Origin of the sequence: Deinococcus sp. QL22 (genome assembly GCF_023370075.1) — a bacterium.
Lineage (GTDB): Bacteria > Deinococcota > Deinococci > Deinococcales > Deinococcaceae > Deinococcus.
Window position 1 is genome coordinate 177,449 of record NZ_CP097152.1, and the last position, 20,216, is coordinate 197,664.

Here is a 20,216-nt window from a genome sequence, read left to right on the forward strand (position 1 = left end):
CGTCAGTTCAGGCCGTCTACGGCAAGGGTGGCGCGGCCTTGGTCGTCGAACAGGGAGCGGCGGGAAGCGTCGTCGTCGGTCCAGCCGGGCGCCGTCAGCCAGCGCGCACTCTGTGACCAGAACGCGCCCCAGTAGAAAATGCCGCTGCCGCCCGCATTTCTGACGGCTGGAGTCAGGGCTTTGAGGTAATCGGACTGCCCTTGTTGGGTCTGGGGATAGGGCAGGCCGCTGTAGCCGACTTGGTTGGTGTCCCAGTAAAAAGCGGTTTCGGCCAGATATACTTTGGCCCAGGAAAAGTTGGAGCGCAGGGCCGACACCGTGCTGCTGAGATTGGCAAAGTCACCATGCCACATGGGGTAATACGACAGGCCGATGGCATCGACCCAGCCGCCCGCCGCAACAAAGGTTCGGTACCACGCCACCGTCTGGGCCGCGTCGCCTGTTTTGGCAATGTGCACCATGATCGGGGGCATGCTGGCGTTGCCACCGCTCGCGTCCCGCACCGCCGTCGCCCCAGCATTGCTGAGTTTGACGAAGTTGGCCATATTGCCGATTCGTCCGGCTTCCCAGAGCAGGCCGCCGTTGATCTCGTTGCCGATCTGCACCATGTCGGGCGCGGTGCCCTGAGCGCGGAGTTGGCTGATGACGTCTTTGGTGTAGGCGTACACGGAGTTGGAGAGCGCATTCACGTCTTGTCCGGCCCAGCGTGCCGGAGTCCACTGGTTGCCGGGATCGGCCCACCAGTGCGAATAGTGCAGGTCGAGCAGCACCTTCAGGCCGCGCCCCTTGGCGTCTTTCATGACGGCCTTCACGTAAGGCAGGTCTTGCAGCAGACCGTAGGTGCCGTCCGGATCCACCATCAGCCGCACCCGCACCCAGTTGTACTGGTGATCCTTGACGATCTGGAGGGCTGGCTTGACCGCGCCGGCGCGGTCTTTAAAGGTCACCCCCGCCGCTTCTGCGCCCCTCGCCTCCGAGACGTCGATCCCCTTGATCCATTCGCTGGGCAAGGTGGCCTGCGGGGTGAGTGCGGCCGCGGGCGCAGTGCTGGACGGTTCGGTCGCGCAGGCGGTGAGGGCCAGGGTCAGCACGCCCGTCAGACCGAGGCAGGCAGATCGAACAAACCCAGCGCTGAGGAGCCCCGTGCCCAAGAACGGTGTGTTCATATTGAAACCTCCGCAGGTTGAAGCAGGCGGGTGCTGACCGGGGCCAACTCTTGCCCCTGCCAGTGGACGGGGTGTGTATTCCAGTTCTGAAGCAGGGTGACGCCGCCGCGCCGCGAGAGCCGCACACCCTCGGGCAGCGGTAGAGGACTCAGGCCCGCGCCTGTCAGCAAGTCTTTCAAGACCTCTGAAATCAGTGATTCGCTGTGTGCGCCGACGACGGTCACATTGCCGTGCCGGATCACGGCGGCTTCCCCACCGAGTGGGCCGCCCCGGTAGCGGTACAGGGCTTCTGCGCCCTCCAGCTCGTAGCTTTCGGCCCAGTGCCAAGCCAGGTGAGAGGCGGCCTGGTGTTCGGTGGACAGGGAACCCCCGGGGTTGGCGGCTACGTTCTGGGTCATCTCCGGGTAGAGGCTGTCGTAATGCAGGAGGGCGGCTCCGACCAACCCAGCGAGGTCACCAAACTGCCCCGTTTCTGGCGTGCGGCCCGACACGGTACGGAAGGCGGTGCGCGGCCCGAACACCAGTTGGCAGTGCTGGGCAGCAGCTTCCAGGTGGCGGGCGCGTTCGGGGGTCATCAGCGTGAGGGCCGGGGCCACCACCAGCGCGTACCCGCTCAGGTCGCTGTCGGGGTGAATGATGTCTACATCAACGCCCAGAGCACGCAGAGCGCGGTAATAGGCAAATGCCTGTGCCCAGTAATTCAGTCCTTCAGCGTGCGGCTGCAAGTTATAGAGCCACAAACTCTCGTAGTCGTGCAGCAGCGCCACTTTGTTCTGCACTTTGCTCAAGGGGAACTCTTGCGGCTTCAGGGCCTCGACCTCGGCGTACCCCCGATCTGGTCGCTCGCCGTGCCGCAGCAGGCCAGAGTGCATCACCTCTTGAGCCATGGTCGCGGCGCGCCAGCGGAAATAGCTGACCACGTCGGCCCCGTGTGCCCATGCTTGGGCTGTCCAGAGCTGTACCGCGCCGTCGGCGGGCAACGGGTTGGAGGGGGCCCAGTTGACTTGACCACACTGCTGTTCCATCACCCAGAAACCGCGGGAAGGATGTGTGGAGAGTGGTGAGTGGGTCGGGTGTAGTGGGGCAGATGTGTTGGCCTGTGCGGTGTCAGCAGAACTGGAAGGCACATTCTTCACTGACTCACTCAGCATTCCCCGGTACAGATCATGATTGAATCCCGTCAAATCCGGATGCCCTGTGCGGGCGAAATCATGCGCCAGATGCGGCTCAGCCAGCTTCCATTCATGCAGGGCCTGCAGGGTGCCGGTGGGATAGCTGTCCCAACTGGCAAAATCGAGGCCTGCAGTCACGCGGTAATGGTCGAAGCCGCTGAAAAAGCCCATGAAATTGTGCGTGATAAAGCGGCCAGGAGAGAGTTCGCGCAAGAGAGCGACCTGCTCGGCCTGAAACTGCACGATTTGGTCGCTGGAAAAGCGCAGGAAATCCAGCGCATGTGCCGGGTTGACCTCAGACACCGCCTGGTGCGGCAATGGAATCTGAGTCCAGTCAGCGTATTCCATACTCCAAAACACGTTGCCCCAAGCCTCGTTCAGCGTGTCCAGCGAGCCGTAACGCTCTTCCAGCCACCCCTGAAAGCCCTTTAACGCAGCGGGGCTGTAGCTCTGAGCGGTATCCCCCCAGCCGAATTCATTGTCGGTTTGCCAGCCCACGACTGCCGGATGCTGCCCATAACGCTCCGCCATCGCCTGCGTAATCCGGCGGGAAAAAGCCCGGTATATGGGGCTGGACAGGTCGCAGTGTCGCCGGGAGCCGGACGTTTTCACTTGCCCAGTGCGTCCGTACGGCAGGATTTCAGGATGCTGGGCCACCAACCAAGCAGGAGGCGCGGCGGTGGGCGTACACAGCAGCACCTCCAGGCCTGCTGCTGCGTAGATGTCGATGGCCCGGTCGAGCCAGGCCCAGTCGTACTGCCCTGGCTGCGGTTCCATACGGCTCCAGGCAAATTCCGCGATTCGCACATAACGCAGGCCCAGCGCTTTTTGCGCCGCCGCGTAATCGGCCCAGCGGTCTTCCAGCACATGTTCCGGATAATCGCAAACGCCGAGTTCAAGGTGAGTGGTCTGAAATGGAAGCATACATACCTCTGAGAACAGGAGCTTGACCCCGGCTGAAGCTGGAGTACGGCGTAGAGGAAAACACGGCACAGTTGCCGCGTTGAAAGTGGACTGAAGAGGTCAGTCTGGACGGAGATTGATAGCGCAAACAGTAGAAGATGTTAAGGCTAACACTTGCAGGACAGATCACGTTTTGGTGTTCTGCGTCTTTAGAGCGCTTCGCCATAGTTCAGCATTCCCTGGATGAGCGCTGCTCAGACGATAAATCCTGATCAAGGAAGGGAGTTAAGCTGAACTTATCTGCAGGAAGCCAACCCCCTTTCCTCCCGCCTGCGATAGAGGTGCCCCGCCCGCACAATCACATATGTTAGCCTTAACAACAGGAGGCATCTTCAATGAGAACAGGTGAGAAAACGGCGACCTTGGCTGACGTAGCGCACCTTGCAGGCGTGTCGCAACAAACCGTCTCCCGCGTGGTCAATACGCAGGGGAAGGTGTCGGCCCGCACTCGCGCCCGCGTCATGGACGCTGTCGGACAGCTGAACTATGTGCCCAACCGTTTGGCGCAGGGGTTGGCTCGGCAGCGCAGTCAGTCCATCGGATTTGCCACCAATGATATTTCTCTGCACGCGCCTTCCCAACTCACTTCCGGCATAGAGCGGGCAGCTCGGGAATCCGGCTTCAGCTTGATCGTGTCTATCGTGCCGGGCTACGGCCTCGCCAGCGTGACCCAGGCAGTTCGCGCCCTCAAAGAGCGGCAGGTGGACGGTGTGCTGATCAACGCCTCTCTGAGCAGCACGGACGCCGCCGAAATCTCGCGCCGATTTGCCGATGTCCCCTCTGTCTTCTTGGATGTTCCGCCGGATTCGCCCGTCAATGCGGCGCTGCTCGATCAATATCACGGCGCAGCTTTGGCGGCTCAGCATGTCGTGGAGTTGGGCCACACCCGGATCGCTTGCGTCCACGCGCCACAAAACGCGGTGGCTGAACATTCACGCCTGCAGGGGTGGGTGGATGTCTTGCAACGTCAAGGCTTGGCGTTGGTGGCCCAGCAAGAAGGCGATTGGAGTCCAGCCAGCGGCTACTGCGCCGCAGTGGCGCTGTTGGCTTCGGGCATACCATTTACGGCAGTGTTGGTCGGGAACGATCAGATGGCGGTCGGTGTGCTTCGGGCCTTGTGGGAGCGCGGCCTGAACGTTCCCGGCGACGTGTCGGTCATCGGGTATGACGACACTGCCGAAAGTGCGCTGCTGATTCCGCCGCTGACCACCATCCGGCAGGACTTTCCGACCCTGGGACAGAAAGCGTTTCACCATCTCAAGGCCCTCTTGGACGGCCCAGAACCCACCCGCGTGACCCTGACCCGGCCTGAATTGGTGGTGCGTGCCAGCACCGCCGGGCCGCGCCTCGGCCAACGCCTCCAGTGGCAGGAGGCCTTACAGGTCGTGCAGCAGCACCTCTGGAACCGAAGAACGGAAGAGGAGGGGGCCGAGGAAACGAAGTGAGCGAGTGTCCCGAACGTGATCTCGAACGGCCAACACTACGTACCGACGGAGTAAGGAGTAAGGCGGCAAGGCCGCCTTACTCCTGCTTGAGCTCATGCAAAAGTGAAGGCTTTTGCGGGGAAGAGTGGATGTTTAGGCTGCTGCTTGAGATCAGGATAGTTTCGGTAGCGGTTGGCCTGATGCGTTCTCCAACGGAGCCTCTGGCAGTTCCAAGACTTCTCCCTCTGGCAGCGGGCGCATCTGCTTTCCAGGCTGGCCCGTGTCCATTGAGAGAGACGGTGTGCCCGCCTGAGTCCGCGCTCCGGCCAGGCGACCGAGAACACCTCAGCAGCCTGTACCGCCGAGCAGACGCCGTGCCGATGCAGGTCAAAGAGTCCATCTTCTTAAGATTGAGCGCTGGGCGAAGCCATCACCTTCCGCCATCCACAATGAGGCAGTACTCATTAGGAGGGCAGCAGGCTAAAGTATCCAGGTAAATCATTCGCTCTGTTCAGGCCAGAGCCGGAGTTTCAGATCGATTACACTGGATAAATGACTACCGTCGCTGCACCCACTGTTCTCGATCAATTGAAGGCCCTTTCACATGAGATCCGCTTTGACCTCGTGCAGCGCCTGGCGCTGGGAGAGCGGTGTGTCTGTGATCTCGAAGACCTCCTTTCCCTGCCCCAGTCAAAAGTGTCGTATCACTTGGGCATTCTCCGAGACGCTGAATTGGTGCAGGCGGAGCAACGGGGTAAAAACACCTATTACACGCTCCGTCACGAACAGTTCTTTCGGTTGGGTGGGGCCCTGCTCACTGAAATATTTACGCAGCTTCCTGGTTTGACACATCAAGAAAGTTCTATATGCTGAGCACGATATGACCCGTGTCCTGATTCTGTGCACCCATAATTCGGCCCGCTCGCAGATGGCTGAAGCCCTCACCCGGGATGCGGCGCAGCGTTTGAAGGTCGATCTGGAGGTTCACTCCGCTGGGACTGAAGCGACCCGCGTTAAGGATGATGCCAAGACCGTCATGCAAGAGATTGGCCTGAGGCTGGACGCCCACACCAGCAAAACGCTGTGGGACGTGCCGGACGCGCAGAACTTCGACTACGTCATCACGGTCTGCGATTCTGCCGCCGAAGCCTGCCCGGTGTACCCCGGCAAAACGAATCGGCTGCACTATCCTTTCATCGATCCCAGCGGCGGCAGTCTCGACCGTTGGCGGGCCGTGCGCGACCAACTCCGGGTTCAATTTGATGCCTTCGTTCAAGGGTTGAAAGACGGTCAACCCGTGCCCGCGACCTACGAAGACAGCCCCAGCGTCGCGGTGGGTTAGGTGAGCGTTCCCCTGCCGCGTGCCTTGGCCGCTGAAGGCATCGGCACCTTTGCCCTGATCTTTTTCGGCCCCGGCGCTGCGGTGGTACAGGCGCAAACTGGGGCGCTCGGACATGCTGGTGTGGCTCTGGTCTTCGGTCTGACCGTCGCCACCGTCATCGCCGCCCTGGCCCCCATCAGCGGCGCACACATCAACCCGGCGGCCACCTTTGCGCTGGTGCTGGCTGGAAAGTTTCCGCTCAGTCGCGCCGTCCCCTATGTGCTGGCCCAACTCATCGGTGCATGCCTGGCCGCTTTCACCCTGCTGGCCCTGTTCGGGATGAAGGGGAATGTGGGCGTGACCGTGCCCGCCGGAAGTGTGGGTCAGGCCTTCGCCCTGGAAACGGTTCTGACGTTTTTCCTGCTGCTGGTCGCCCTGCGGTCTGGATTGCCGTGGGTGGTCGGGGGTGTGGTGGCTTTGGAGGCCATGATGGGCGGCCCGATCACTGGGGCCAGCATGAACCCGGCCCGCAGTTTTGGTCCGGCGCTCGCCAGTGGCATCTGGACGGCGCACTGGCTGTACTGGGCCGCTCCGTTGCTGGGCGCAGCTCTCGCGGTAGCGGCCAATCATTTCATCAGTCCCAGCGAACCCATTGAAACCAAGCCCCATCAGGCGCAGGAATTCGCCCCGACAGGAGAACTGCTATGACTCAGAATGAATCTGCTGCGCCCCGTCTTGCCCGTGTCTTGTTCCTCTGCACCGGCAACACCGCCCGCTCTCAGATGGCCCAAGCCCTCCTGGAGCACCGGGCGGGAGAGCGGTTTGAGGTCATGTCCGCAGGCCTCGAGCCCGGTCAGGTCAATCCACTCACGGTGAAGGCTCTGGAGGAGCTGGGGTTGCCGACGGGCCACTTGGCTGCCAAAGGGGTCAAGCCCCTGATCGCGGAGCATTTCCACTACGTCATCACCGTTTGTGACCGCGCAGAAGCCAGTTGCCCGATTTTCCCGAACGCCCGTTACCGCCTGAGCTGGCCCTTTGAAGACCCCGCTGCAGCCACTGGAACCGACCAGGAACGCCTCCAAGTGTTCCGCCGCGTGCGCGACGAGATCAATCTCAAGATCCTGGCCTGGCTCAAAGAAGGCGCATGAAGATCGCAGTGTTCGGCGACGTGCACGGCAACCGCTTTGCCTTAGAAGCTGTCGTGCAGGACATAGAACGGCATGCTCCAGACGCGTGGGTCAACCTCGGGGATCAGGTCTTCGGCGGAGCAGATCCGGCGGGGGCGTGGCAGCTTCAGCAAGCCTTGAAGGCCCAGCACGGCGTCCTGGAAGTGCGGGGCAATACTGACGAACGGTTGGGTGAGCCGCTCACCGAGACCACGGAGAAGCGGGCCATGCTGGCATGGTTGCACGCTGCCCTACCAGACGGGACAGGGACCTCCGTCGCCGGGCTGCCCACCCAGGTCACGCTGGCAGGTGGCGCCGTCATGGCGGCCCATGGGACGCCGGACAGTGCCTGGACGTATCTGCTCCTCGACGGAAAAGCGTGGGCCAGTGACGCGCTGGTGCTGGAACGCCTAGGTGATCTGGGAGCGGTCCGAGTCGTGGTGGTCGGCCACTCGCATCAGGAGCACCTGCGGCAGATCGGCCCGCTGACGGTGGTCAATGTCGGGGCGGTGAGCCGCCAGAAGGACGGCTCTCCTCTGGCCCGCTGGGTGCTGCTTGAAGGCGAAGGCGACTACTGGAACGTGACCTTCCGCCGGGTGACTTATGACGTGAACGCCGCCGCAGCCTGGGCTGAACAGCACGCCTATCAGGGGGACAAGGAAGCGGCCCAGCTCCGGACCGGCAAAGTGGGTCACTAGAGCCTGCTCCACTGTTGAGATCGGCAGTGCAGGCGACTGACTGCGGATCTGAGCGCGCCTGCACCGCAAGCTGAAACTGCGGATACGCTCCTGTCACCCCGCTCGCCTGGCGCTTTGAAGGCCCAGACCCATTTACAGCAGCTTCTCGACGATCACCACGTCTTTCCAGACGCTGTCCAGCTGGCCATGGTGTTCGTACGTGCCCACTTCCCGGAAGCCCAGGGACGCCAGGAGTTTCCGGCTGGCTGTGTTCTCAGGAAAGACCCGGGAGAGCAGTTTCCAGAACCCAGCGTCCTGAGCTGCAGGGATCAGAGCGGTCATGGTCGCTCGGCCCGCTCCCAAGCTCCGCGCGTCCCGGGCCACATACACGCTGAACTCCGCAATCCCGGCGTAACAGTCCCGGGGGCGGTACAGACTCGTGCTGGCAAACGCGACGACCCACCGTTGTGCGCTGCCACCACAATGGGGTGAACGCCATCAAACCAGGCTTGAATGTGCTGCATGGTCCGGGGCTGGGTTTCGAACGTACTGGTGCGGTCTTCAATGCCCTGGTTATAGATGAGTGCGATGTGTTGAGCGTCGGTTGGGGTAGCCAGGCGGGTGGTGAACATGCAGGATCTCCTGATCGTTGAAGTTGACAACGACTTATCCACAGGTGTACGGTCTTTTCAGACCGTTGTCAAGGTCAACGAAAGGAGCATGGATGATCCAGAACCCTGGCGATCTGCTGCGCCGCATCACCCGCCTCCACACAGCCCTCCAGCAACGCACGGCCAACTGCTGCGGGGTTCAGAGCCTCACCCGCTGCCAGCTGCTCACCACGCTCGGCCGGGAGAGCCCCTTGACCCTCGCGGACCTCTCTCGCCGCCTGAACGCCGACAAAGGCTGGCTCAGCCGCAACGTGGATGAGCTGGTGCAGGACGGGTTGGTGAACAAGCAGCCCCGCGCCACGGATCGGCGGGCGATTGAACTCACGCTCACCGCTCAGGGACAGGAGCAGGTTGCCGCCCTCAATGCACAATTGGCCGCCCAATCGGTGCGCCTCCTCGGCCATGTTCCGCAGGAGGAACAGGCGGGCGTGCTCCGGGCGCTTGAACTGCTGGCCGACGCCTTGGAAGCGGAATCCCAGGATAGCCAGGCATGTGTTACGACGTGACCTTCCGGGAGGCCACAGCAGACGACCTGACGGTGATCGAGACGCTCCTGAGGGCGGCGGCACTTCCCCTGGAAGGGATTGAGGCTCACTTGCCCGGTTTCGTGCTGGCCCACCGTGACCAGGAGGTGGTGGGGCTCGCCGGAACCGAGCGGTATGGAGCGTATGGCCTGCTCCGCTCGGTGACCGTCCGCTCTGATCAGCGGGGCCAGGGCAAAGGACAGGCACTGACCAGCGAACTGATCCGGCGCGCGCATGACGCTGGACTCTCGGGCCTGTTCCTGCTCTCGACTGCGGCGGAACGCTTCTTCCCGAAGTTTGGCTTCACGCCCATCACACGGGGTGACCTGCCACCAGGTCTGTTTGCCTCACAGGAACTCCAGGGGGTCTGTCCAGCGTCAGCAGTGGTCATGCACCTCGCACTCCAACCGACCCAAGCTGGGATACCCCGATGAGCCTCCGGTACGACGCTCTGGTTCTTGGTGCTGGGCAAGCAGGTCTGGCCACGGCTTACCACCTGCAGCGGCGCGGCCTGCAGTTTCAGGTGCTGGAGGCCGGTCACCGGCCAGTCGGCTCCTGGCCCCTGCACTACAGGAGCCTGAAACTGTTCTCCCCCGCCCGGCACGCAGCGCTGCCAGGCCTGCCATTTCCCGGAGATCCGGAGCGCTACCCCTCGCGGGATGAGGTGGTCGCTTATTTGAACGCGTATGCGGCGCATTTCCGGTTTCCAGTGGTCACAGAGGCGGAAGCGACGCAGATCTTGCCGGATGATGGAGGGTTCCGGGTGCTGACGGCAGACGGCCGAACCTTCCTTTCCCGAACGGTCGTCGCTGCCACCGGAACATTTCGCCGCCCTTTCATTCCCGCGGTGCCGGGTCAGGAACTGTTCGGGGGCACTGTTCTGCACTCCCTGGCGTATCAGGAACCGTCACCGTTCACCGGGCAACGCGTTCTGGTGGGGGCGGGCAACTCAGCAGTGCAGATTGCGGTGGAATTGGCTCAAGTGGCCCGGGTGACCCTCGCCGTCCGCACGCCGGTGCTGTTCGCGCCGCAACGGATTCTGGGCCGGGATATCCATGACTGGATCACCTGGCTGAGGGTGGATCAGCTGACCCTGGGGCACATCCGGCGCCTGCCGTCCCCACGCAACGTGTTTGATCCTGGCCTGTACCGTACGGCCTTCCGTCTGGGACAGCTGGATCAGCGGGCGATGTTCCTGCAGTTCACGGCGCAGGGAGTGGTGTGGCCCGACGGGCAGGAGGAAGCGGTGGACACCGTGGTGTTCGCCACCGGATACCGGGCGGACTTGGACTTTTTGCGGGGCACGGGAGCCCTGGATAGCCAGGGAGAACCCGTTCAACGTCTGGGCGTGAGCCGCACGGTACCAGGGCTGTATTTTGCGGGCCTGAGTGGGCAGCGGGCGTTGGCATCGGCGACCTTGCGGGGAGCGGGACAGGAGGCCGCACTGGTGGTTGAACAGATCGCCAGAGGGCAACCTTAGAAGTGCCTGTCTCCCATTGACAATCTTCTATGCGTTGCGTACTATACATCCATGAACTTCGATGAGACAGCCAATGTCTTCAAGGCATTGGGAGACGTGCACCGCCTCAGGGCACTGCACTTCCTGGCGACCGTCGACGCTGGCTGCTGCTCCACTGGGCAGGGCGTCTGTACCTGCGACGTTCAGGAGATGCTGGGCCTGAGCCAGCCCACCACCAGCCACCACATGAAACTCCTGGCAGACGCTGGTTTGGTCGACACCGAGAAACGGGGCAAGTGGACCTACTACACTCTCAGCGCTAAAGGCATGCTCATCGCCCGCACCGCACTGGATCAGCTGCTGGCCGCTGTGCCGCAGGAACAGAAGGAGGCCGTATGAATTGGATTGCTCTCGAACAGTTGGTCTTGGAACATCAACGTGAGCTGCGGCACGAAGCTGAGCAGCAGGGTCAAGCTCAGTGCCTGGTTCGCGTTCGTCCGCCGTTCTCTTGGCCTTGGCGCCGTGTGACTCGCCCTGCCCCGACACCTCCCTGCGCCGCCTGCTGATTTTTTCGCCGCCATCCATCGACATCTATCGATTAGGAGCTCACCATGATCCAGACCATCCCCGGCTTGACTGACCAGACCTCGACCGTCACCCTTCTGGGCGAACTGCGGGCTCAACCCCAGCGTCCTCTGGAGTTTCACCTCCATGGTGAACCGCTGGTGCCCGCGGGGTACCACGTCACCGAGGTCAAAGCCGTCACGATTGAGGCCATGGACTGCGGCGGCAAGGCAAATGCCTGGCGTGAAACGGTCATTCAACTGATGGACGGCAGTGAAAAAGAAGCCTTGGCGGGTTTCATGACCAACCGCAAGTTTTTGGCCATCTATGACCGGGTGGTGCGGCATATCCCGGTGCGGGACGAGGCCGAGGTGCGCTTTGAGTACGGCAACAGCGTGACTCCAGCGATGCAGTACCACGTCAGCCACGTGGAAGCCCAGCCGGAGCGGATGATCGTCCACCTGCGGACACCGGGCGTGCAGTGCAAGGCGGGAGATGCCTGTGGTCTGCCCATCAGCGACTCCACCGAGTCGGCCGATGGCTGCGCGCCGGACAGCGGGTGCTGCTCGCCAGCCCCCGTTCAGTTGATGACCTTGGGGTGATGGGTTCATCCGCTCGCCAGCGTCTGATGGTCTGGACGCTGGCGCTTTTGGCGACGGTGGCGTATGGCGCGCTGTATTACGCCCAGCCCTTGCTGGCGGTCGCGACGGAGCAGGCCTATGGTTGGAGCCGCACGCAGACCAGTTTGGCCTTCACTCTGGCGTTGCTGGCCACGGCCTTTCTCGCACCCCGAGTCGGGCGAGTCCTCGATCAAGGGCACGGACGAACCTGGCTCGCTCTCGGCGCACTGCTGGGTGGTCTGGCCTTCGGGCTGTTGGCCTGGACGAGCAATTACGTTCTCTTTGTGGCCGCTTGGCTGCTCGCAGGCGCGGCCATGAGTTTGACCTTCTACGAAGCGGTATTCACGGTGCTGGGGCAACAGGTGGGGGGATCGGCCCGCCGTTCGGCCACCCTGACGGTCACTCTGATTGCTGGACTGGCGAGCACTGTGTTTGTCCCGCTCACTACTGCGCTGTTGGGGCAGGGGGGGTTACAGACCGCGCTGTGGTGCCTGGCCAGTCTTCTGATGGGTGTGGGTGTGTTGGTGTGGTGGATCATCCCCGCCAGTGGGCTGGTTCAGGCACACCGCGCCGTTGTCCCCTTTACGCCCGATTTGACCTTTTCACGACTGGTCTGGGCGTTTACTTTGTCACGGATGGTGACTGTTGGCATCGGTCTCCAGCTGGCCCCCTTGCTCCTGGCGTCGGGCTATCCCCCAGGCATGGCTGCCGCGTTGACAGGACTGATGGGTGTGGCGGCCCTGCCAGGACGGGTGATTTTTGCGCCGCTGCTCCAGTACTGGGGAGTCCAGACGCTCACCGCGATCCTCTTGGGTTTAGTGGGCGTCGGCGCACTGCTGCTGCACTTCAGGGCATCTCTGCCTCTGACCGCCCTGGGGATCGTGCTCTTTGGAGTGGCCAATGGCGCCTTGACCCTGGCCCGCAGTGAACTGCTGGTGACGTGGTATCCCCCGGCCCAGTTTGGCACTGTGAATGGTCGTCTGGCCTGGCCCGTCAATCTGGCGCAGGCCTTGACGCCCTTCGGGATGGGGCTGTTGTTCGTTGGGACGGGTGGCTACGGGTGGTCACTCACGATTCTGACAGGCTTGGCAGCCTGGTCTGTGTGGAGTTTACTGAGCCGATCTACAGGTACAAACGAGCTCTCAATAGGGTGACTCTCGACAAAAACTTGGTGCTGAATACTGCTGGCCGAGGTGGCGGCCTCGGTCACTTCGAGAATCCGAAGACTGAGGACGGTGATGCTTTATCGGACAAAGCAAAGTGGTGTGACCTACATGCAGTAAATGCGTCATTCAGGCTGAAATATCGAAGGTGGCTTCTGGATCACCTTTCTCTTTGCTGCTTATACTCTGGTAAGCTAGTAGTATGGGTCTGCAAATGAATTTGGGAGCGTACCTGGAGCGCCGGGGCATTACCGCCTACCGCCTAGTCAAGGCCACCGAAGGGCGGTTGGCTGCGGCCACAGTCTACGGACTGGCCGCCAGACCAGCCCAGCGCATCGACCTCGCCACAGTCGGCACAGTGTTGGAGGCTCTATCCGAACTCACGGGTTCCCCTGTGCAGGTACAGGACGTCCTGGAAACCCTGGACGCCGAGGGAGATCAGCGCCGCGAGGAGGCTCGCCGCCGCATCGCCGCGCCCCGCAGGGCAGGCAAAGCGCAGGGCAGCGCTGCGCCTGCCCCCGAAGGTGAATGGAGCGTGCCCGACCAACTGGCCGAGATGCGTGGGCGTGACCTTTGACCCAAGCGTCCCCGCTGTTTCTGGATACCTCAGCCTTGCTGCGGGCTTACCTGACCAAAGATCAGTTCCATACCCAGGTGCAAACCGCTATCGCGCAGGCCGAACCTGTGGTGGTCAGCGGACTGGCCCATCCCGAACTGGTGGCCGCGCTGACCCAGCGTCAACACCGTGACCATGCTGGACGGCTGGGAGCAGGCCAGGTCAACGCCTTGTTGGAACAGTTCCGAGCAGACTGGGACACCCTCTATGTCGTGCCAGTCGATGAAGCCCTGCTGTTGGAAGCGTCTGCATTGGTCATCCGTCAGGCGACATTCGGCCTGCGAGCGATGGACGCCATACATGTGGCGAGCGCCCTGCTCGCGGCAGAGGCTTTTGAGGGCCTGCGCTTCTTGACCTTTGATGCTCGTCAGCGGCAGGCTGCCCAAGCCGAGGGATTGATCCTCTTTCCAGAAAGCTAAGTGACCACAGTGGCGTGAAGGCGGTCATCTCTTCCTCACCTCACGCTGCACAGCCTCAGCACGGGCGCGGGCGGGCCAACTTCCGATTCCTTCCTGCCCGACCTGCCCCAACTCCAACCGCTGCCGGACGGCAGACCTCGACCGCCTCTCCCGACAGACAGGGGTGAGCAGGTTACGGGGCGCACGGTGGGATCAAGCTGGAGCCCCAGGGTGAGAGGTGGTTCAGCCTCTTACGGTTAGGTGGTCATCTGCAAATTACACCTGCCAATACAGCCGCTCCAATCGTATCTTCACTGCTCAGAGGGCTGCCTTTGAGGGCACTGCCCAACATCATCGAATTGCATAAATTCTGCCGGTGAGAGGCCAAAGACCCGGGCAATTTTCAGTAGGGTAGTGAAACGCATATCCACTTTGGCCGTCTCCAGGCGGTGGGGGTAGGCCCGGTTGAGACCAGCGAGATGAGCAAAGGTGTCCTGGCTCCATCCCCGCCCCTCGCGCAACTGCTTGATGCGCTCGCCCAGCATGATTTGCGCTTCACGCAGGAAAAGACTCTCTTCTAGTGGCTCTGCTGGCATCCGCTGAGGGTGCTGGATTCTGCTCTTGCGTTGTCGCCTTATATGTTGTCGCCTTATATGGTGATAAGATTTTGAGGATCCAGCTTAGGAGGTGCTTCCCGTGTTCACTCAGCGCAACCGCAAACCGATAAGAAGGAACATGTTTTCCTCCCAGCGCAGAAAACCTGCTCCCTTTCCCTTTCTCTGGAAAAAAGCCATGAGCTCTTTCAGATTGCTTCTCCTCATTCAGGCGATGACCCAGCTCAGTGCAGAGGGTGTGCCTTCTCTTACAGGGCAGTTCCATGTTGCTTGATCACTTGCCGGATCAATCCACACTGGAACTGAAACTGGGAGGGCGGTTTCAGTTCCATGGCCTGATTGGTCCAACACCCTCACCCCCACCGACCCTCCTCCACTACATCTGGGCGTATAGACGACGTCGGCATGGTTTTGAGCAAGGCGTCGAAGCGTCAAACGCGCAGGATCTGGTGCCCTATGGCACGGACGTGTCAGTCCTTGAAGCCCTATTGAGGCTGCAGACTCTCCAAGGTGTTCCCCCTGGAAAAAAGTTGGCCACAACTGGGGAGGAACTCCAGTCCGTGATTCGAGAGGTTGATCCGCAAGTCAACCTATCCACTTTCGAATTGTTGACTTCGTTGCATCGCCTGATGGGCGCTGTTTATCAAGTGGTGCAACCCAAACCGTATTACTGGAGTCTTGGATTTCGGCTCATCAATTCACTGGATGTCACGCTTCCAAGGATGGGTTCAAAAGAGACGCTGCGTGAAATTAAGCTCGAATTAAGTGAGACGACTCTGCACTTGCACACTTCTGGAAATCTCACGACATGGCCCCATGAATACTGGTGATTTGCCAAGAGGACGTGTGTAAGTGCGTGTGGATTAAAAGTTATGAGTGCCACGGAAGGGAGAAAGATTTGGGCCAAAATTGGGGACTGGGGAAGCATCGCTCAGCTAAAGCCTAGTGGGTCACTTGCCACAGGTGTAGGGTATGAGGATGGCTCGTGTCCAGAAGAACCCCCTGCCGCATGTGCCGCCGCATCTGCTCGCCTGGCGGCACCGCATTACGGTGCGGCGCCACATCGTGCGGCTCTGTGAGCTGGCGGGAATCCGTTACGAGGGGCGTGAGGTGCATGGTCTGAGGCACACGGTAGGAACCCGCACCTACATGGAGACAGGAGACATCCTGGAAGCCCGGGATCTTCTCCGGCACCGAGATATCAGTTTCACCCAGGTCTACGTCGCGTACGCCCGGAGAGGAAAAAAAGCGAGCTGTGAAAGCATAAGAATGTGGGAACCCAGCGGCTGAGAATGCGGCGAAGCTGCCCTGTTGACCCGGGCAGCTTCAGTGACCAGCCCGCTGAACTGGTCTCACACGACCAACGGAACCGGTCGCGGGTCTCCTTTCAGCTTCCGGCGCTGTCCTGGGATCAAGGGCGGCTGTTCTCCCACCTGACGGACCCGGCCGTCCTTCACTTCCAGGTGCAGGTCGAAGTCGCCCACAAACCGGTCGGCCTCATGCATCACCGCCAGCACCGTTTTGCCGGTGGTGTGCTCCAACATCAGGTCCAGCGCGACCTGCCGGTTGAGATCGTCCAGATTGGCCAACGGCTCATCGAAGACGTACAGATCGGCCGGCCGCAGCAGCGTCATGATCAGGGCGAACTTCTTGCGTTGCCCCAACGATAGTTCTGTAAATCGCCTCTCCAGGAGCAGTGTCAGTTGAAAGGCAGCCATCAACCGCTGAGCCTCCACCGGATCCGACCCGGCCAGCAGGGTGGACAACGGCAGTGCAGGGAAAATCACCGGTTCAACCAGGCCACTGACTGTTCCCGGCCGGGTCAGCACGCCGCTGGCCGGTTCCAGCAGCCCCAACGCCGTGAGGGCCAGCGTGCTCTTGCCCGCGCCGTTGGCCCCGCTGATCAACACCCGTGCCCCACGGGGAATAGTGAATGTCACCTCCTGCAGGGTGGGCGGGGTCCCGAGGCCACAGCTGACCTGCATCCAGGCGAGTTCTCCGGGGGAGGGGAGAGCTGCTGGGGCCTCCGGCGTCACCGAGGCGATCTCGCGCAGCCGGTCCACCCGGGCGTGCAGCACACTCAGCTGGGGAATCAGGTCGATCATGTTCTGAACGGCATTGACCGCCAGCCAGTAGGCACCCATATAGGCCATCAGTCCACCCAGACTGAGGGAAGTCGTCATCACCGCGTAGCCCCCGGCGATCAACACCATGAACTCGGCCAGGCCCAGAGACATCCGGCTGAGCGTGCCGTACAGCCCGGTACTGCGGCTCAGGGTGTAGACCGATCCCAGACGCAGCCGCACCGCCTGCATCAGGTCTGCCAGGGTCCGCTCGGCCAGTTCAAAGGTTCGCACGGCCCGGTAGGCCCCGACCGCCTGGGTGTGGACACTCTGCTGCTGGGCCGTGCGCTCCTGAACGTCCCGGGCATTCACGTTCAGCTGGCGGGCAAAGAACCGGGAGAGCGAGAGCAGAACTGGAGTAATCACCAGCAGGGCCAGGGTCAACTGCCAGGACAGAATGACCACCGTAGCCAGTGCAGTGACCAGGGTGGCCACCGCACGCAGCAGGCCTGTGCCGATGCCCGTCAGTGGCCCGACCGTCTCCTGCACCTCGGTCATGGTCCGGGCCACGTAGTAACCCTCGCCGTGAGACGCCACGGTCTGGGGCGGCAGGTGGTAATAGGCCGTCATCATGCGCTGCGTGACCTGCTCGGTCATCCGGTTGGTCAGACGCTGCTGGTAGAGCAGGGCGAGGTAATCCAACCAGCGGATGGCCGAGAAAACCAGGGTGGCGGCAATGGCAACGGTCAGCAGCAGGTCCAGGCGGCGTTGAGGGACAGCCACGTCGAAAATCCAGCGGGTGACCAGCGGATTGAGCAGGGTAAGTCCAGTGGCCAGGGCGCCAGTCCAGGCCAGGGCCAGCGCGTACGCCCGGCCCTGGGCGCCGATCACAAACCCTGCATCCTCGCGCAGGCGGCGGATCATGCGTGGACAGCTGCGGGGCGCTGCAGCAGAGCGTCTGGGAAGAGGGGATGGGCGCCGCCCTGGGCCAGCCGGTGCAGGAAGACCGCGATGCCCGCGCCACCTGTGCCCAGATCCGTGCTGATGCGGTGCAGGTGATCGCCCGGGAAGGCCAGGCCCTGAGGCTTCTGAACCCCGAACAGCAGGGTGCCCTCTGCGGCCCGGTGGGCATCCTGCAGATACCGGGGGTCCTGCAGGAACTGGTAGGCGTCGAGCGCGTACATGCCCAGACCAGCCAGGCCTGAATGGAGCCCGGGGAACAGGGTGTACTTATGGGCCACCGCGGCGTGAATGCCTTCCAGCACCGCCTCATCGCCGGCTTCGGGGGCCACGTGATGGAAGCGCAGCAACACGCTGCCGACGCCCGCACTTCCAGTCATCAGGTAGGGATACAGGATGTTGCCCTCACCGGCCCGCTCTGGGAAGCCAAGCGCCTCTTCACCGTCGACACGCCGGCCCTGGGCGATGTCGGCGGCCAGCGCCTGACGGCCCAGCTGCAGGTACTGCTCGTCCTGGGTCGCCACGAACAGCGTGAGCAAGAACAGGGCCATGCCGCTGCCGCCTCCGGCCAGGCCCACCTGCACTGGCCCAAGCGTAGGCCACGTCGCCCGCCCGTCCTCCACCTGAGCGGTCTGGGTCAGCACCGCGCCGATGCGCCGGGCCTGCTGGAGCAGCTGGTCTTCCCCCGACGTGCGGTGCAGCTCCAGGGCGGCCAGCCCAGCCCCACTGGCCCCAGTCGCCAGGCCGGGCGTCTCGAACAGCAGGGGATGACGCAGCGCGGCCTGCAGGGCCCGGGTGGCCAGTGAACTCTGTCCCAGCCGGTGGAGGGCGCTTGCGACACCACCCAGTCCACCCAGGTAGCCGGAAGAGAGGCGTCCAGTCTGCAGCGGTTGACGGGCGATCCAGTCCATGACCTCAGAAGGGACGTGGCCGGTGACGGTCTGCAGGGCCAGCGCCACGCCCAGGGCCCCGTGGTCGAGGCTCAGGGGGTTGTTGTGCTGCGGTCCTGCCGGAAACAACCGGTCGTCGCGTCCAAAGTCGGCCACGGCCAGGGCATACTTCAGCGCCCCCTGGGCGGCGGCCTGAAGACGCTCGGGATCCACGGCCGCGGTCGGCGTCAGGATGGCCAGCTGGGAACCGCTGTCCGGCAAGGCTTCGAGCGCGTCTGCCAAGGCATGCAACTCCACCGTCGACTCGGTCTGGGTCAGGGCCAGGACGGCGTCCATATAGGCCGGCGGCAGATCGAAATCCCGTTCGAGACTGCGGCCGAAGACCTCGTAGGCATCGGGCTTGACCCCGTTGATGATGGTGATCGGCATGATCAGGCCCAGCATCAGGGCCCCGAGGGCGTAGTGGTCGTCCGTCAGGTGGGTTTCGCGCCGTTCCAGACGGGCAGCGGGCGCGTAACCGGGTGTAAACATGTTGATCGCGCCGTCGACGCCGATCTCGCAGGCGCCCTCGAAGTCGATCAGCCGTAGTTCGGGGTGGGCCGCTTCCGGATTGGTCACCATGATGTTGTTGGCCGACAGGTCGCCGAAGGCGATGCCCCGGTCATGCAGGCGGGCCACCAGCCGGATGGTGCTGACAGCGAGGGAGCGAACCTGACGGAACCACGCCTGAACTTCAGGCACGGTGTAACGAACCCGGATCGCCTTGCTGCGCTGGGCGGCAAACCCGTGCAGGGTGTGGCCCTCGATGCGTTCCTGAACCAGGAAGGCGTGTTCCCATTCCACGAAGAACGCCACGGGTTCCGGCGCGATCCCAGTGCCGGAGAGGGAGGTCAGCAGCCGGTGTTCTTTGCGCAGCTTGTCCACGGCGTCGGCGCCCGAGACCGACACGTTGATGTGCGGCCGCGCCTCTTTCACCACCACCTGTTGCCCGGTGGCGTGATCGAGGGCCAGGTACACGCCTCCCGTATTGGAGTGGTTGAGCACCGAGGTGATTTCGAAGCGGCCACCACCCAGCACCAGATCGGTGTCCTCTTCCGGGGCCTGAAAGGGATCGCTGATCCATTCCGGTAGCTGGAAATAAGGGGTGCGCTCGTCCGGTACCTCTTCCAGGGTCGGGCTCAACAGGAAAGACGCGCGGCCCCCACTGGCGTCCACCCGGGTAAACGGCAGGATCCCCCCGTAGCGGTAATAGACGACCTTGCTGTCCTTGTAGCGCCTGTCCGACAGGATGTAGGGGCCTTCCTGGTCTTTGAGCTCCTCGTACAGCGCATCCAGCAGCTCCTGACATGACTCGACGCTGCGCGGGTAGATGGTCATGAATTTTCCGCTCGAGCCCCGCGCGCACCCTTTGGAGAGCAGCATGCTGAGGATCTGCCGGTCGCTGGCGAATTTGAAGGGCACGCCGGCTTTCACGCAGATCCGGCCGGCCTTCTCCAGGATGGTGGTGGCGTTGTCCTGGGTGGCCGAGACGTGAATCTTCCAGCCCTGCATCAGGCTGCGCGCACCGAGAGGTTTGACGTGGGTCCAGAAGGCTTCCTGGATCAGCTGGCTGGTGACGGGAACGAACGTTTCGGCCACGCTCAGAAAATGGTTGCGCGGGCGGTAGCGTTCCAGGGGCTCGTAGAATTCAGGATCCACCTGCAGGCGGTGGGAGACGGCTTGCAGCCGGGCGCGTTGGGTGTCTCGTGGGGTGTGTGCAGTCATGGCCAACCTCCTGGGGAACGT

General features: G+C 62.5%; 21 protein-coding genes and 1 pseudogene. 16 read left to right on the top strand and 6 right to left on the bottom strand.

Features of this window, described 5'->3' with window-relative positions:
- Positions 1 to 2 precede the first annotated feature (2 nt).
- Together M1R55_RS22925 and M1R55_RS22930 are read right to left on the bottom strand one after the other, a co-directional pair.
- The gene (locus M1R55_RS22925) at positions 3 to 1,166 is read right to left on the bottom strand and encodes a glycosyl hydrolase 53 family protein (protein ID WP_249395704.1); all 1,164 of its coding nucleotides are present in this window, start codon (positions 1,164 to 1,166) and stop codon (positions 3 to 5) included.
- Positions 1,163 to 3,262: a beta-galactosidase gene (locus M1R55_RS22930; protein WP_249395705.1), complete on the bottom strand. Its 2,100-nt coding sequence runs from the start codon at positions 3,260 to 3,262 to the stop codon at positions 1,163 to 1,165. Before M1R55_RS22930 ends, M1R55_RS22925 begins: the two co-directional genes overlap by 4 nt.
- Positions 3,263 to 3,636: 374 nt before the next feature.
- Here M1R55_RS22930 and M1R55_RS22935 point away from each other — a divergent pair, with 374 nt between their 5' ends.
- From M1R55_RS22935 to M1R55_RS22960, 6 genes are all read left to right on the top strand, one after another.
- Positions 3,637 to 4,746: a LacI family DNA-binding transcriptional regulator gene (locus M1R55_RS22935; protein ID WP_249395706.1), complete on the top strand. Its 1,110-nt coding sequence runs from the start codon at positions 3,637 to 3,639 to the stop codon at positions 4,744 to 4,746.
- A 531-nt stretch (positions 4,747 to 5,277) separates the two neighbouring features.
- Positions 5,278 to 5,598 (top strand): helix-turn-helix transcriptional regulator, encoded by a 321-nt coding sequence (locus tag M1R55_RS22940; RefSeq protein WP_249395707.1) that lies wholly within the window; start codon positions 5,278 to 5,280, stop codon positions 5,596 to 5,598.
- A gap of 7 nt (positions 5,599 to 5,605) precedes the next feature.
- Entirely contained in the window at positions 5,606 to 6,067 is a 462-nt protein-coding gene (locus tag M1R55_RS22945) for an arsenate reductase ArsC (protein WP_249395708.1), read from the top strand.
- Positions 6,068 to 6,754 carry an MIP/aquaporin family protein gene (locus M1R55_RS22950; protein ID WP_249395709.1) on the top strand — a complete coding sequence of 229 codons (687 nt, stop codon included), beginning with the start codon at positions 6,068 to 6,070 and terminating at the stop codon, positions 6,752 to 6,754.
- On the top strand, positions 6,751 to 7,194 hold the full coding sequence (locus M1R55_RS22955; RefSeq protein WP_249395710.1) for an arsenate reductase ArsC: 444 nt from the start codon (positions 6,751 to 6,753) through the stop codon (positions 7,192 to 7,194). Before M1R55_RS22950 ends, M1R55_RS22955 begins: the two co-directional genes overlap by 4 nt.
- Positions 7,191 to 7,910: a metallophosphoesterase gene (locus tag M1R55_RS22960; RefSeq protein ID WP_249395711.1), complete on the top strand. Its 720-nt coding sequence runs from the start codon at positions 7,191 to 7,193 to the stop codon at positions 7,908 to 7,910. Before M1R55_RS22955 ends, M1R55_RS22960 begins: the two co-directional genes overlap by 4 nt.
- A 132-nt stretch (positions 7,911 to 8,042) precedes the next feature.
- On the opposite strand, the pseudogene M1R55_RS22965 reads toward M1R55_RS22960, so the two are convergent.
- A pseudogene (locus tag M1R55_RS22965) lies at positions 8,043 to 8,521 on the bottom strand (arsinothricin resistance N-acetyltransferase ArsN1 family A).
- A 92-nt stretch (positions 8,522 to 8,613) separates the two neighbouring features.
- On the opposite strand from M1R55_RS22965, the gene M1R55_RS22970 reads away from it, so the two are divergent.
- The 8 genes from M1R55_RS22970 (at position 8,614) to M1R55_RS23005 (ending at position 13,925) form a co-directional block, all read left to right on the top strand.
- Positions 8,614 to 9,066: a MarR family winged helix-turn-helix transcriptional regulator gene (locus M1R55_RS22970; RefSeq protein WP_249395712.1), complete on the top strand. Its 453-nt coding sequence runs from the start codon at positions 8,614 to 8,616 to the stop codon at positions 9,064 to 9,066.
- Positions 9,051 to 9,518 (top strand): arsenic resistance N-acetyltransferase ArsN2, encoded by a 468-nt coding sequence (gene arsN2, locus M1R55_RS22975; protein ID WP_249395713.1) that lies wholly within the window; start codon positions 9,051 to 9,053, stop codon positions 9,516 to 9,518. The genes M1R55_RS22970 and arsN2 overlap by 16 nt, the downstream gene beginning before the upstream one ends.
- Positions 9,515 to 10,564 carry an NAD(P)/FAD-dependent oxidoreductase gene (locus tag M1R55_RS22980; RefSeq protein WP_249395714.1) on the top strand — a complete coding sequence of 350 codons (1,050 nt, stop codon included), beginning with the start codon at positions 9,515 to 9,517 and terminating at the stop codon, positions 10,562 to 10,564. The genes arsN2 and M1R55_RS22980 overlap by 4 nt, the downstream gene beginning before the upstream one ends.
- 51 nt (positions 10,565 to 10,615) lie before the next feature.
- Complete coding sequence (locus tag M1R55_RS22985; protein ID WP_249395715.1) at positions 10,616 to 10,942, top strand: helix-turn-helix transcriptional regulator; 327 nt, start codon at positions 10,616 to 10,618, stop codon at positions 10,940 to 10,942.
- A 212-nt stretch (positions 10,943 to 11,154) separates the two neighbouring features.
- Complete coding sequence (locus tag M1R55_RS22990) at positions 11,155 to 11,709, top strand: DUF6428 family protein (RefSeq protein WP_249395716.1); 555 nt, start codon at positions 11,155 to 11,157, stop codon at positions 11,707 to 11,709.
- Positions 11,709 to 12,881, top strand: coding sequence for an MFS transporter (locus tag M1R55_RS22995; RefSeq protein ID WP_249395717.1), 1,173 nt, complete (start codon positions 11,709 to 11,711; stop codon positions 12,879 to 12,881). Before M1R55_RS22990 ends, M1R55_RS22995 begins: the two co-directional genes overlap by 1 nt.
- Positions 12,882 to 13,092: 211 nt before the next feature.
- Positions 13,093 to 13,467 carry a helix-turn-helix transcriptional regulator gene (locus tag M1R55_RS23000; protein WP_249395718.1) on the top strand — a complete coding sequence of 125 codons (375 nt, stop codon included), beginning with the start codon at positions 13,093 to 13,095 and terminating at the stop codon, positions 13,465 to 13,467.
- The gene (locus M1R55_RS23005; protein WP_249395719.1) at positions 13,464 to 13,925 is read left to right on the top strand and encodes a type II toxin-antitoxin system VapC family toxin; all 462 of its coding nucleotides are present in this window, start codon (positions 13,464 to 13,466) and stop codon (positions 13,923 to 13,925) included. Before M1R55_RS23000 ends, M1R55_RS23005 begins: the two co-directional genes overlap by 4 nt.
- A gap of 290 nt (positions 13,926 to 14,215) precedes the next feature.
- On the opposite strand, the gene M1R55_RS23010 is transcribed toward M1R55_RS23005, so the two are convergent.
- Complete coding sequence (locus tag M1R55_RS23010) at positions 14,216 to 14,500, bottom strand: helix-turn-helix domain-containing protein (protein ID WP_249395720.1); 285 nt, start codon at positions 14,498 to 14,500, stop codon at positions 14,216 to 14,218.
- A 281-nt stretch (positions 14,501 to 14,781) separates the two neighbouring features.
- Between M1R55_RS23010 and M1R55_RS23015 the strand changes: the two genes are divergently transcribed.
- Positions 14,782 to 15,348: a hypothetical protein gene (locus tag M1R55_RS23015; RefSeq protein WP_249395721.1), complete on the top strand. Its 567-nt coding sequence runs from the start codon at positions 14,782 to 14,784 to the stop codon at positions 15,346 to 15,348.
- A gap of 148 nt (positions 15,349 to 15,496) precedes the next feature.
- A complete protein-coding gene (locus M1R55_RS23020; protein ID WP_249395722.1) occupies positions 15,497 to 15,808 on the top strand; it encodes a tyrosine-type recombinase/integrase in 312 nt (103 codons plus the stop codon).
- 62 nt (positions 15,809 to 15,870) lie between these two features.
- On the opposite strand, the gene M1R55_RS23025 is transcribed toward M1R55_RS23020, so the two are convergent.
- Both M1R55_RS23025 and lanKC read right to left on the bottom strand, forming a co-directional pair.
- The gene (locus tag M1R55_RS23025; protein ID WP_249395723.1) at positions 15,871 to 17,505 is read right to left on the bottom strand and encodes an ABC transporter ATP-binding protein; all 1,635 of its coding nucleotides are present in this window, start codon (positions 17,503 to 17,505) and stop codon (positions 15,871 to 15,873) included.
- A complete protein-coding gene (gene lanKC, locus M1R55_RS23030) occupies positions 17,502 to 20,195 on the bottom strand; it encodes a class III lanthionine synthetase LanKC (protein WP_249395724.1) in 2,694 nt (897 codons plus the stop codon). Before lanKC ends, M1R55_RS23025 begins: the two co-directional genes overlap by 4 nt.
- Positions 20,196 to 20,216: the final 21 nt, after the last annotated feature.